Source organism: Agrobacterium sp. P15N1-A, assembly GCF_044626815.1.
In the GTDB taxonomy this organism is placed as follows: domain Bacteria; phylum Pseudomonadota; class Alphaproteobacteria; order Rhizobiales; family Rhizobiaceae; genus Agrobacterium; species Agrobacterium leguminum.
In genome coordinates this window covers 64247-77035 of the sequence record NZ_JBIUPF010000003.1, presented here as the reverse complement: position 1 = coordinate 77035, position 12789 = coordinate 64247, and the positions used below count along the sequence as shown (strand labels likewise).

The following is a 12789-nucleotide window of genomic DNA, read 5'->3' as shown; positions in this document are numbered from 1 at the left end:
TCTCACCGATGACCTGTGCAACACCGTGCGCAAATAGCCTTGATTTTCCGCCTCAACATGTAATACAGATTATCATATATGTTGACAAATAACGCATACATGTATGACATTGCAGCAACCGCAAACGCTGCCATACCTGCATGAGGGAGGAATTATGATCATCACCGACGTCGAGGTCCGTGTTTTCCGCACGACGACCCGTCGGCACTCGGACAGTGCCGGTCACGCGCATCCGGGTCCGGCGCATCAGGTGGAACAGGCCATGCTGACCATCCGCACGGAAGATGGGCAGGAAGGCCATTCCTTCACCGCGCCGGAGATCGTTCGCCCGCATGTCATCGAAAAATTCGTCAAGAAAGTCCTGATCGGTGAGGACCATCGCGACCGCGAACGGCTGTGGCAGGACCTTGCCCACTGGCAGCGCGGTTCGGCCTCACAGCTGACGGACCGCACATTGGCGGTCGTGGATTGCGCCCTGTGGGACCTTGCCGGCCGCTCGCTCAACCAACCTGTATACAAGTTGATCGGGGGTTATCGCGACAAGGTGCTCGCCTATGGCTCCATCATGTGCGGCGATGAGCTGGAAGGCGGGCTGGCGACGCCGGAAGACTATGGCCGCTTTGCAGAAACGCTGGTGAAGCGCGGCTACAAGGGCATCAAGCTTCACACCTGGATGCCCCCGGTCAGCTGGGCGCCGGATGTGAAGATGGACCTCAAGGCCTGCGCGGCCGTGCGTGAGGCGGTCGGCCCCGATATTCGCCTGATGATCGATGCCTTCCACTGGTATTCCCGCACCGATGCGCTGGCGCTTGGACGTGGCCTCGAAAAACTCGGCTTCGACTGGATCGAGGAGCCGATGGATGAGCAGTCGCTGTCCTCCTACAAATGGCTCTCCGACAATCTCGATATTCCGGTCGTCGGCCCGGAAAGCGCGGCCGGCAAGCATTGGCACCGCGCCGAATGGATCAAGGCTGGCGCCTGCGATATTCTGCGCACCGGCGTCAACGATGTCGGTGGTATCACCCCGGCGCTGAAGACCATGCATCTGGCCGAAGCCTTTGGTATGGAGTGCGAAGTGCATGGCAACACGGCCATGAACCTGCACGTTGTCGCCGCCACCAAGAATTGCCGCTGGTACGAGCGCGGCCTGTTGCACCCCTTCCTCGAATATGATGACGGCCACGATTATCTGAAGTCGCTGTCCGACCCGATGGATCGCGACGGCTTCGTGCATGTCCCTGACCGGCCGGGTCTTGGCGAGGACATCGATTTTACCTTCATCGACAACAACCGGGTGAGGTAACGGGCGATGAAGACGGTGCTCGCCTTCGGAGACAGCCTCACCTGGGGCGCGGACCCGGCAACGGGTCTGCGGCACCCTGCCGAACACCGCTGGCCGGAGGTTCTGGAGGCCGCGCTTTCCGGGAAGGCGAAGGTTCACCCGGAAGGGCTTGGCGGGCGCACCACCTGCTACGACGACCACGCCGGTCCGGCCTGCCGCAATGGCGCACGGGCGCTGGAAATCGCACTGTCCTGCCACATGCCGCTTGATCTCGTCATTGTCATGCTCGGCACCAACGATATCAAGCCAGTGCATGGCGGAAGGGCGGAAGCGGCGGTTTCCGGCATGCGACGGCTGGCGCAGATCGTCGAGACCTTCATTTACAAACCGCGCGAGGCCGTGCCGAAACTGCTGATCGTTTCCCCGCCGCCCTGCGTCACAGGCCCGGGCGGAGAACCTGCCGGCGGGCGGGATATAGGGCAATCGCTCAGGCTTGCGCCGCTTTACCGCAAACTCGCTGCCGAACTCGGACATGCCTTCTTCGATGCCGGGTCGGTCGCCAGCGCCTCACCGGTCGATGGCGTACATCTGGACGCGCCGGCAACGGCGGCAATCGGCCGGGCGCTCGCAGCTCCGGTCAGAGAGATTCTTGGCTGATCCTGCGACGCCCGAGGAGGAACCGGGCGTGTGGATCAAAACGTGGAAAGGCCGTATGAACCGGCCGTATTGGGAGGAAAAATGAAACATTTTCTTGCAACCGCAGCGCTTGGCGCATTGCTGATCGGCGCGATGCCGCTCAGCACCTTTGCCGAAACACCGAAGGACCAGCTCATCGTCGCCACGACCATGAGCAATATCCTGACCCTCGATCCCGCCGCCATTACCGGCCGCGAGACCGTGCAGGTCTTGAACAACGTCTATGACACGCTGGTCGTGCTTTCCCCGAAAGATCGCAGCGTTCAGCCTCGCCTTGCCGAACGCTGGGAAATTGCCGAAGACCGCAAATCGATCCGCTTCCATCTGCGCGCCGATGCCAAATTCGCCTCCGGCAACGCCGTGACGGCCAAGGACGTGGCGTGGAGCCTGAAGCGGCTGCTCGCCCGTAATCTGGCGCAATCGTCCTTCCTCAAGACCCGCGGCTTCAAGCTGGAAGAGGCCGACAAGCTCTTCGTCGCCGAAAACGACCAGACCTTCGTGCTGAATATTCCGAAGCCTGACGACCCCAACCTGCTCCTGATGATCCTTGCGCAGAACGGTCCCGGCTCGATCATCGACAGCCAGACGGCGCTTGAGAATGAAAAGGACGGCGATCTGGGCGGCGCATGGCTGACGCTGAATTCCGCCGGCTCCGGCCCCTTCAAGCTGACGCAGTGGAAGTCCAACGAATATATCATCCTCACCCGCAACGACGATTATTGGGGTGAAAAGGCCAAGATGAAGCGCATCCTGATGCGTCATCTGCCGGAATCGCAGTCGCAGCGCCTGATGCTGGAAAAAGGCGATATCGACGTTGCCTATTCCCTGCAGGCCCCGGACCTGAAATCGCTAGAGGCCGACAAGGCCGTCACCATCGAATCCACACCCGGCTCCGGTTTTTATTACCTCAGCGTTTCGATGAAGGATGAGAAATTCGCAAACAAGAAGGTGCGCGAGGCCCTGCGTTACCTGATCGATTACGACGGTCTCGACAAGGCGGTCATGCCCTATTACGGCAAGCTGCATCAGCGCTCCCTCAGCACCGGCGTCATGGGTGCATTGCCGGATCAGGGCTACAAGCTCGATATCGAAAAAGCCAAGACGCTTCTGGCTGAGGCCGGTTATCCCAACGGTTTCAAGACCACCCTGCGGGTGCTTTCGGAAGACCCCTTCATGAAAGCGGCAACGGCTATCCAGAACACGCTCGCCCAGGCCGGCATTCAGGCCGAGCTGATCAGCGGCTCCGGCGACCAGATTTACGGCGCCATGCGCGAGCGCAACTTTGAACTGCTGCTCGGTCGCGGCGGTGGCGGCCAGCAGCCGCATCCGGACAACAATCTGCGCTCCATCGCCTATAACCCCAACAACGCCGATGATGCCAAGCTCACCAATTACCAAAGCTGGCGCACCAGCTTCTTCGATGAAAAGCTGAACAAGATGATCGAGGCAGCCTTGGTCGAGCGCGATGTGGCGAAACAGACGAAGCTTTATGAGGACCTGCAGGGCTATATGGACGAGATCGTCATGTCCATTCAGCCCTTCTCCGAAGTCATCGACACCGCCGCCTTCCGCAGTGACGTGAAGGGCATGATCGTCAGCCCCTGGCTTTCGCGGTTTGAAGAGGTGAGCAAGGAGCGGTAAGCCCGCTGCGTATGCTCGAATAAGAAAAGGCGCGGCTAACCCCGCGCCTTTTTGCTGTAACAAAGCCCCACGCACCCAATGTGTTAGGCACAAGCGACGCCTCCGCACTCCGTCACCCCGGACTAGATCCGGGGTCTAGTGCGATCAAGTCCTTGATCGCGAGAGAGTCCAGCCACGGCGCAGACGCGCCGTGGCTGGATGCCGGATCTAGTCCGGCATGACGGAAGCGGGTCTCGCACTATGTCAGTAGCCTAGGCGTCGTTGGCGGCCCGCCATCCCCGCCGTAGCCATTCCCAAAAAATGCCCGGCAGGGAGGCCGGGCAAGGAAGGAGGATGTTATTATCCGTGACGCCCCGGAGGAGGACGGTCACGTTTTGGAAGCCGTCACGCGCCTTCATATTCCAGCGAGGCGCCGATCAATTCGCGCGCATAGGGATGCGTCGCGCCATTGCCGGCGATGGCGTCGCGCGGCAGGATTTCGGTAATTTCGCCGCGCAGCATCACCGCGAAACGGTCGCACATGTGATCGACCACGGCGAGATCATGGGTCACCATGATATAGGTGAAACCGCGCTCTTCCCGCAGGCGCTGGAGGAGGTTGAGGATTTCCGCCTGCACCGAGACATCGAGCGCCGAGGTCGGCTCATCGAGCAGAAGCAGCGACGGTTCGAGGATCAGCGCCCGGGCAATCGCCACACGCTGCCGCTGGCCGCCGGAAAGCTGGTGCGGGAAACGATCCAGAAAGGCTACGGGCAGGCCGACATCCGTGATGACCTTGCGCATCCGCTCTTCGCGGTCGCCGAGCTTATGGATCGCAAGCGATTCCGAAAGCACGGTGCGCACCGACTGGCGGGGATGCAGCGACCCGTAGGGGTCCTGAAATACCATCTGCAGCATGCGGCACCGCTCGATCAGCGGCATCTCACGTACCGACCTGCCGTCGATGAGGATGTCACCGGTCCAGAAATCGTTGAGCATGGACACGCAGCGCAGCACGGTGGATTTGCCTGAACCGCTTTCGCCGACAAGGCCGAAACATTCCCCCGGCTCGACTCGAAATGACACCGAAGGCAGCACTTTCAGCGCCGTATGGCCGCTGCCGAAGGTGATGGAGAGATCGCGGGTTTCAACGGAAACGGCCATTATACGTTCTCCTCCAGCCATTCGGGGCGGCGGTCCAGAACCGCAAGCGGCGCACGCGTGCCGCCGATGCGTGGCTGCGCGGCCAAAAGGCCGCGCGTATAGGGGTGCTGCGCCTGATCGAGATCGCGTGCGGCGAGCGTTTCCACCACCCGACCGGAATACATGATGAGCACCCGGTCGCAGAAGTTACGCACGAGATTGAGGTCGTGGCTGATCATGATGAGGCCGATGCCGCGATCGCGCACCAGACCGTCGAGAATATTCAGCACCTGCAGCCGCACCGTCACATCCAGCGCCGAGGTCGGCTCATCGGCAATGACGAGATCGGGCTCGGCGAGCAGCATCATGGCGATCATGACACGCTGACCCATGCCACCCGAGATTTCATGCGGATATTGCTCGTAAACACGGGCGGCATCGCGGATTTTCACCGCATCGAGCATGGCCAGCGCCTTTTCCCGTGCCTCGGCTTTCGAAGCCTTGAAGTGGCGCAGATAGGTTTCCGTCACCTGATCGCCGACCCGGCGGATGGGGTTGAGGGAGAATTTCGGATCTTGAAGGATCATCGACATACGCCGGCCGCGAACCTTCAGCATCTCCTTCTCATCGAGCGAGAGAAGATCGAGACCATCGAAATCCAGCCTGTCGGCGGTGATTGTCGCCGATGGCAGAAGGCGCAGCAGGGCGCGGCCGACGGTGGATTTGCCCGAGCCGCTTTCGCCGACGATGCCGAGCCGTTCCCGCCCGAGTGTGAAGGAGATGCCGCGCACCGCCTCGATGGGTGAGCCGCCATAACGGATGCGAAGATTTTCGACGTCGAGGATTGGTTTTTCCATGGCCCTATCTCCGGTTCATCTGCTTCGGATCGAGCGCATCCCGCAGACCATCACCCAGAAGATTGAAGGCGAGGCTGACGGAGAGGATCGCAATGCCGGGGAAGGTGACGAGCCACCAGCTATCCAGCATGTAACGCCGTCCGGTGGCGATCATCGCCCCCCACTCCGGCAGCGGCGGTTGCGCGCCAAGGCCGAGAAAGCCGAGGCCGGCGGCGGTGAGGATGACGGTCGCCATGTTCAGCGTCAGGCGGATGAGGACCGAGGGCAGGCACATGGGCATGATCGATTTGACGATGATGCGCAGCGGCGATGCGCCCTGAAGCCGCGCGGCGGCAATGTAATCCGCCTTGCGGAAAGTCATGGCTTCGGCACGGGCAAGGCGCGCAATCGGCGGCCAGGAGGTGAGCGCAATCGCGATGATCGCATTGTTAAGGCTCGGCCCGAGCGCTGCGACGAAGGCGAGCGACAGGATGAGGCTCGGGAAGGACAGGAAAATATCCGTGATGCGCATCATCACCGTATCGAACTTGCCGCCGAGATAACCGGAAGCCGTGCCGACCAGAAGGCCGACGGGGCCGACGATGATCGAGACCAGCGAGATGATGGTGAGCGTGATGCGTGCGCCCCAGAGAAGGCGGCTGTAGATATCGCGTCCCAGCTCGTCCGTGCCGAAGACGTGGCCATTACCCGGCGCCTGCAGCGTGTTGGCGAGATCCTGCGCGTAGGGATCATGCGTCGCAAGCCAGGGCGCGAAAATCGCGGCGATGACCAGAAGCAGCAGCACAGCCAGACCGAAAGCCGATGTCGGGCTTTTCAGGAGGAAAACCACGATGTTCTTCAGCGCGTTCAAGGGCACCGGAAGGCGGAAGGAGGTTTCTGTACGGGCCGTCATCAGCGGGTCCTCGGATCGAAAAAGCGGTAGAGAATGTCGGACAGGAGATTGAGCCCGATGAAGATGACGCCAACGATGAGCACGCAGGTCATCACCGCATTCATGTCGCCGATGATAAGATTGCTGGTGAGATATTGCCCGAAACCCGGCCAGGCGAAGACGGTCTCGATTAGAACCGCCCCTTCCAGCAGCGAGCCGTAAGCAAGCGCGATAATGGTGACGAGCTGCACGCGGATATTCCCGAATGCATGCAGCCACACCGTCTGCCGCTGCGACAGGCCTTTGACGCGGGCGGTCGTCACATATTCCTGACCCAGCTGGTCCAGCATGAAGCTGCGCGTCATGCGGGTGATATAGGCCGAGGAGGAATAACCGAGCAAAGCGGCGGGAAGGATGAGGTGGTTGATGGCCGACCAGAAGACCTCCATATCGCCCGCAAGCAGGCTGTCGATCAGCAGGAAGCCGGTCCGCTCCTCCACCAGACCGATATAGAACTGGTCCATGCGGCCACCGCCGCCGACAAGGCCGAGATGCGCGTAAAAAACGATCAGCGCGATCATACCGGTCCAGAAGATCGGCATGGAATGGCCGAACAGGCTGAGCACCCGCACCAGATGATCCTGCCAGCGATCCTTGTTGACAGCGGCATAAACGCCCATGGGAATGCCGAGGCCGGCGCCGATCAGGATCGCGAAGGTCGCAAGCTCCATCGTCGCCGGCATGACCCTGGTGATGTCTTCGATGACCGGACGCCCGGTGCGGATCGAGGTTCCGAAATCGCCGGTGAACACGTCTCCCAGATAATAGAAGAACTGTTGCCACAGCGGACGGTCGAAACCGAGCGCGTGATAGACCTGTTCATAGGTTTCGCGCGTTGCATCCTCGCCGACGATCGCCCGCACGGGATCGGCGGGCATCAGGCGGCCGATAAAAAAGGTCAGCAGCAGCAATCCAAGCAGCGTAACCGCAATACTTCCGATCTGGCCGGACAGACCATACAGCGAAAGGCGTCTTTTTGACATGATTCCTCCCTTGCCAGAGATCGACCGCGCAAGTGACCAAGGCGCAATCCTGTCTGACAACTATCCGCAAGTTGTCACAGGTGTTGAGGGCTGTCAAGCGCATGCCAGCGAAATCCGTATTGGTCGAGGTTCCGAAATATGTGTCAGGGGTGGAAATTTCAGACCGGGCTCACCTGGCTTTCGTTTTTGTTTTAGGAAAGGTGCCTGCGTTGCCGCAACCGCCAAAGCCTGTATTCTCCGCCTTGCGGAATGCGCGGATACCTGTCCCCCGGCTATGATGCCGATGACGTCCGTGCCTTCAGGGGGAGGAAAATATGGCTGACATGACGCTTCTGGCATTTGCCGTCGTCGCCTTTATCGGCATTGCGACACCCGGCCCCACCGTTTTGCTGGCGCTTGCCAATGGCTCGAGATTCAGAATACGCCGCGCCATGATCGGCATGGCTGGCGCTGTTCTCTCGGATTTCGTCCTGATCGGCGCGGCTGCGCTGGGACTGGGCGCCCTGCTCGCGGCCTCCGAATTCTGGTTCGGCGTCGTCAAATGGGTGGGCGTCTGTTATCTTGCTTTCCTCGGCCTCATGCTCTTGCGTTCCAGAGGCACGCTCGATGGCGCCCTTCAATCGGCAGACGCCAGCGGAGCCGCCTCCGCCCGCTCGATTTTCCTCAAGAGCTTTCTCGTGGCGGTGACCAACCCAAAAGGATATCTGTTCTTTTCGGCTTTCCTGCCGCAATTCATCGATCCCGCCGCGCCGCAGCTCCAGCAATATGCAGCGCTTGCGCTGATCTTCGCCGGCATCGATTTCATCGTGATGTTCGGATATGCCCTGCTCGGCTCGCAGGCCGTCCAGCTGCTGCGGAAATCCGGAGCCCTGTGGCTCGACCGGATTTGCGGCGGGGCGCTTCTCACGCTCGCCGCCTCGCTGGCCCTCTATCGGCGAGCGAGCGCGTACCCCATTGGCCCATAGGCCATTTCCGGATCACTCCGCGGCAGTGCGGGAGCGCAGAAGCACCTTGTAGCGCTCAAGACTGCCGCGCAGATGCGCCGCCATATATTGGCGGGCGGCATCGGCATCGCCTTCGATGATGGCGTCGACGATCCTCGCATGCTCCTCCTGGAGATGCAGGTTGTAGTCCTTCGGACGCGACCCTGGCGCAGCACCCTGCAATTCGCCGCGGGGAATGATGCCGGAGCGAATAAGTTGAAGAAACTCTGGAAACCGCCTGTTCTGTGTCGCCTGTGCAATGGCCAGATGGAATTCGAAATCGGCGTCCCGCGTCGGCAGGCCGGCGGCGAGGCAATCACCGACGCGCCGGTGCGCATCCACAATCGCCTCCACCTGCACGGCGGAACGGCGCGATGCCGCAAGCCCGGCGGATTCGACCTCAAAGACGGTGCGCAATTCCAGCAATTCGATCACCGAGGAAATTCGCCCCACAGCCAGATCGTTAAAGGGCAGTTCCTTGGCCGGCTTTACTTCGACGGCGAAAACGCCCGCACCCTTGCGGGCTTCAACAAGGCCATCGGCGCGCAGAATGGCAATGGCCTCGCGCACCACCGTTCGGCTGACGGAATATTCACGCGTCAGCTCGCTTTCGCTCGGAAGACGGTCGCCGGGGCGGAACACACCCTCCGACAGATCCCGCCGCAATGCCGAACTGATTTTCGCCGCGAGCGATACCCCCTGTTTCGTGCTGCTCTCAACGTCCATTCCGGCCCACCTGTTTTAAACTTGTCTGGCATGTTAGCAAACACCCGCCACATTGCAAGGGCCGGGCCTCCGCACCGCCGGGACGGCAGGCCGCCCTCACGCCGCAGCCATGGCCGAACCGCTGGAAAAGCGGCTTCTATATTCACCCGGTGAGAGGCCGAGAATGCGATGAAACACCCGGCGAAAGGCGGCGGCATCCTCATAGCCCACCGACCATGCGATCTGGTCGACCGAACGGCGGGTGAATTCCAGCAATTCCCGCGCCTTACCGACCCGCAGATGCTGGACATATTCGATTGGCTTCATGCCGGTCGCCGCCTTGAAGCGGCGCAGGAAGGTCCGCTCCTCCAGCCCGGCATGGCCGGCCATGTCGGCAACGGTCGTCGCCCGCCCGGCGCGGGCCTGCAGCCAGTGCTGCACCTTCAGGATAGGCTCATCGCCATGCGTCAGCCGCGGGGCGAAGCTGCTGTAATGGCGCTGTTCACGCCCAGAAGGGTCGATCAGCAGGAACTTTCCGGTCTCGATCATCACCGAAGGCCCGAGCAGTCGGTCGACGATGCGCAGGCCAAGATCGGTCCACGCCATCAGCCCGCCAGCCGTGATGATATCGCCATCCTCGATGACGATCTTGTCGATCTCCAGCCGGATATCGGGAAAACGTTCGCGGAACCGCTCGGCAAACAGCCAGTGGGTAGTGGCCGGGCGGCCGGACAGGAGACCCGTGGCTGCAATCATGAAGGAACCGCCGCAACTGGCGGCCAGCGTCGCCCCCTGCGCATGCCGATCCAGCAGCCAGCGGGCGTAAGGCGCGGCTTCCTCGATTTCAGCAGGGCCCGTCAACCGACCGGGTACAACGAAGATATCGGGATGCCCGGGTCGGCCGGATTCGGTGTCATAGGAGCGGGAAAATTCCCCACCCTCGCCCATGCTCCAGTGGCTGACTCGCAATTTCGGCCCGCCGCGATCCTGTGAAAATACCGACGCAATAGTGAAAAGATCGGTGATGCCATGCACCATGGCGATCTGACAGTCCCGATAGAGGACCAGCCCCACTTCCAGCGCGCTTCCCGTTACACCTGCCATGCGCCCCACACCCCGTTTTGTCAGTTTCGGCTCGTTTTCTGTCAGAAGCGCCAATCCAGCCCCGGCGGCCTCCAGAGTATCTCTATTCCCACGGGACGCAAGCAAGCTCCCTGCAACAGGAGAGAGAGCCATGACAACGATCACCACCAGAGACGGAACGCATATTTTCTACAAGGACTGGGGCCCGAAAGACGGCCAGCCCATCATCTTCTCCCATGGCTGGCCGCTCAGCGCCGATACATGGGATGCGCAGATGGTGTTCTTCGCCAATCACGGTTTCCGCACCATCGCCCATGACCGCCGCAGCCACGGCCGCTCCGATCAGGTCTGGCATAACAATACCATGGATCAATATGCCGACGATCTGGCCGAGCTGATCGAACAGCTCGACCTTCACGACATCATTCTGGTCGGCCATTCCACCGGCGGCGGCGAGGTGACGCGCTATATCGGCCGCCACGGCACGGCCCGCGTCGCGAAAATCGCCCTTATCGGCGCGGTTCCGCCGCTGATGCTGAAGACGGAAAGCAATGCCATCGGCCTGCCGATCGATGTTTTCGACGGCATTCGCAAGGGCACCTATGACAATCGCAGCCAGTTCTTCAAAGACCTGACCATTCCCTTCTACGGCTACAACCGCGAAGGCGCGGTGATATCCGAAGGCATCCGCGACGAATTCTGGCGGCAGGGCATGATGGGCGGCCTGAAAGGCCAGCTCGACAGCATTCGCGCCTTTTCGGAAAGCGATTTCCATCAGGATCTGAAGGCCTTCGACAAACCGACGCTTGTTCTGCACGGCGATGACGACCAGATCGTGCCGGTCGGCGCTTCCGCGCTTTCCACGGTCAAAATCGTCAAACATGCGGTCCTCAAAATCTACGAGGGCGCCGACCATGGCCTGACGCAGACCCATCAGGACCGGTTCAACGCCGACCTTCTCGCCTTCATCAACGCCTGAAATCGCCGCACACAGGAGACACGGACATGACACAGAATACATTTCTCATCACCGGCGCATCCGACGGCATCGGCGCGGTCTATGCCGAACGTCTGGCAAAACGCGGCCATGATCTCATTCTCGTGGCGCGGCGTGCCGAAAAGCTGAAGGCGCTCGCAGCACAGCTGGAAAAGGATCATCGCATCGCGGTCGAGGTTCTCTCCGCCGATCTTTCCAGGGCGGAAGACCTCGAAAAGGTGGAAGTGCGGCTGCGTGACGACCGACGGATTACCGGTCTCGTCAACAATGCCGGCATTGCCGGTGAAGGCGCAATCACGGCGCTGGACCCGGCCTATGTGACGACGATGATCAACCTCAACATTCTGGCCGTCACCCGGCTTGCGGCCGCCATCGCACCGCGCCTTGCCGCCGATGGCAAGGGCACGATCATCAACATCACTTCGGTCACGGCGCTGATGCCGGCGGCATTCACCGCCGTCTACCCGGCGACCAAGGCCTTCGTGCTTGCCTTCACCGAGGCGCTGCAGGCGCAGCTTTCGCCCTCCGGTGTGCGGGTTCAGGCCGTCCTGCCGGGCATCACCCGCACGGCGATCTGGGAAGAGGAACGGCTCGATGCCATTCCGGCCGCCATGGTCATGGACGTTTACGAGATGGTGGATGCGGCTCTTGCAGGTCTCGACCTCGGCGAAGCGCTGACCATTCCTTCCCTGCCGGATACGACCGATCTCGAAAATTTCCTTGCGGCGCGCGCGGCGTTAAGGCCCAATCTGTCGCATGCACTTGCCGCCAGCCGGTATCGTGCAGCCAAAACCGAATAGAGGGAGACGTATCATGATCCTCGGACTGACCATTCCCCAATTCACGGCATTGCATGTGGGCTTAAGCTTCATCGGCATTGCCACCGGACTGATCGCCCTGCCCGCTTATGCGGCGGGGCGGTGGATGCCCCGCATGATGGCGATTTTCCTCGTCACCACGCTCGCCACCACACTTACCGGCTTCCTGTTTCCAATCGGAAATTTCACACCGGCACTCGGCGTCGGCATCATCTCTACCCTCGTTCTCGCAATCGCACTGGTTGCGCTTTATGGATACGGTCTGAATGGCAGGGCGCGCATCATTTATACGATCACCGCCACGATCAGCCTTTATCTCAATATGTTCGTGTTGATCGTTCAGGCTTTTCTGAAAGTCGAAACACTGAACAACCTGGCGCCGAACGGCAATGAACCGCCCTTCGTGGTCGCCCAGACGGTTCTGCTTGTTGCAGCCATCTGTCTTGGCTGGAAGGCGACGCGCCGCAGGCTCGCCGTCTGAAGCGGGCCTGAATTCGAGCCGGTTTTCGCGAACATGCCTTGTGCCCCAATATTTCGGGCGCAAGGCATGTTTTTGCATGTCAAATACAGGCAATCTCCACCCACCCGTCACAAAACGAAGAAATCCCGTCTCTAGGATTTCCTTCCGAACCTTTCCTGAAAATACGGCAGGAGACATTCGGAAACGAGGGCGGTTCGCGCCCTTGCAAAC

Annotated in this window: 13 protein-coding genes; 7 read left to right on the top strand and 6 right to left on the bottom strand. The window is 60.9% G+C overall.

All coding sequences use genetic code 11. From position 1 onward, the window contains the following. The first annotated feature begins 154 nt into the window (after positions 1-154). From ACIK7D_RS12315 to ACIK7D_RS12305, 3 genes are all read left to right on the top strand, one after another. Positions 155-1303 carry a mandelate racemase family protein gene (locus ACIK7D_RS12315; protein WP_400156433.1) on the top strand — a complete coding sequence of 383 codons (1149 nt, stop codon included), beginning with the start codon at positions 155-157 and terminating at the stop codon, positions 1301-1303. Between the two features lie 6 nt (positions 1304-1309). Further along, positions 1310-1939 (top strand): SGNH/GDSL hydrolase family protein, encoded by a 630-nt coding sequence (locus ACIK7D_RS12310; RefSeq protein WP_137453842.1) that lies wholly within the window; start codon positions 1310-1312, stop codon positions 1937-1939. An 81-nt stretch (positions 1940-2020) separates the two neighbouring features. Further along, positions 2021-3619 carry an ABC transporter substrate-binding protein gene (locus tag ACIK7D_RS12305; protein WP_400156432.1) on the top strand — a complete coding sequence of 533 codons (1599 nt, stop codon included), beginning with the start codon at positions 2021-2023 and terminating at the stop codon, positions 3617-3619. Between the two features lie 384 nt (positions 3620-4003). Here ACIK7D_RS12305 and ACIK7D_RS12300 read toward each other — a convergent pair whose 3' ends face one another. From ACIK7D_RS12300 to ACIK7D_RS12285, 4 genes are read right to left on the bottom strand one after another with little or no spacing between them, the layout of a single operon-like run. Beyond that, on the bottom strand, positions 4004-4762 hold the full coding sequence (locus ACIK7D_RS12300; protein WP_080819254.1) for an ABC transporter ATP-binding protein: 759 nt from the start codon (positions 4760-4762) through the stop codon (positions 4004-4006). Next, complete coding sequence (locus ACIK7D_RS12295) at positions 4762-5598, bottom strand: ABC transporter ATP-binding protein (protein WP_400156431.1); 837 nt, start codon at positions 5596-5598, stop codon at positions 4762-4764. Before ACIK7D_RS12295 ends, ACIK7D_RS12300 begins: the two co-directional genes overlap by 1 nt. A gap of 4 nt (positions 5599-5602) precedes the next feature. Further along, complete coding sequence (locus ACIK7D_RS12290) at positions 5603-6490, bottom strand: ABC transporter permease (RefSeq protein ID WP_080819256.1); 888 nt, start codon at positions 6488-6490, stop codon at positions 5603-5605. After that, entirely contained in the window at positions 6490-7512 is a 1023-nt protein-coding gene (locus ACIK7D_RS12285) for an ABC transporter permease (protein ID WP_400156430.1), read from the bottom strand. Before ACIK7D_RS12285 ends, ACIK7D_RS12290 begins: the two co-directional genes overlap by 1 nt. A gap of 314 nt (positions 7513-7826) precedes the next feature. Between ACIK7D_RS12285 and ACIK7D_RS12280 the strand changes: the two genes are divergently transcribed. Continuing rightward, positions 7827-8477, top strand: a complete 651-nt coding sequence (locus ACIK7D_RS12280; protein ID WP_400156429.1) for a LysE family translocator — start codon at positions 7827-7829, stop codon at positions 8475-8477. A 12-nt stretch (positions 8478-8489) separates the two neighbouring features. Here ACIK7D_RS12280 and ACIK7D_RS12275 read toward each other — a convergent pair whose 3' ends face one another. Next, positions 8490-9221 (bottom strand): FadR/GntR family transcriptional regulator, encoded by a 732-nt coding sequence (locus ACIK7D_RS12275; RefSeq protein WP_080854449.1) that lies wholly within the window; start codon positions 9219-9221, stop codon positions 8490-8492. A gap of 96 nt (positions 9222-9317) precedes the next feature. Continuing rightward, entirely contained in the window at positions 9318-10304 is a 987-nt protein-coding gene (locus tag ACIK7D_RS12270) for a GlxA family transcriptional regulator (protein ID WP_080820959.1), read from the bottom strand. A gap of 130 nt (positions 10305-10434) precedes the next feature. Between ACIK7D_RS12270 and ACIK7D_RS12265 the strand changes: the two genes are divergently transcribed. The 3 genes from ACIK7D_RS12265 to ACIK7D_RS12255 are packed head-to-tail and all read left to right on the top strand — an operon-like array spanning position 10435 to position 12579. Then, positions 10435-11262, top strand: a complete 828-nt coding sequence (locus ACIK7D_RS12265; protein WP_080819259.1) for an alpha/beta fold hydrolase — start codon at positions 10435-10437, stop codon at positions 11260-11262. Positions 11263-11288: 26 nt separating this feature from the next. After that, positions 11289-12080 (top strand): SDR family NAD(P)-dependent oxidoreductase, encoded by a 792-nt coding sequence (locus tag ACIK7D_RS12260; protein WP_400156428.1) that lies wholly within the window; start codon positions 11289-11291, stop codon positions 12078-12080. 13 nt (positions 12081-12093) lie between these two features. Then, positions 12094-12579 carry a hypothetical protein gene (locus tag ACIK7D_RS12255; protein WP_003524730.1) on the top strand — a complete coding sequence of 162 codons (486 nt, stop codon included), beginning with the start codon at positions 12094-12096 and terminating at the stop codon, positions 12577-12579. The last annotated feature ends 210 nt before the right edge of the window (positions 12580-12789 follow it).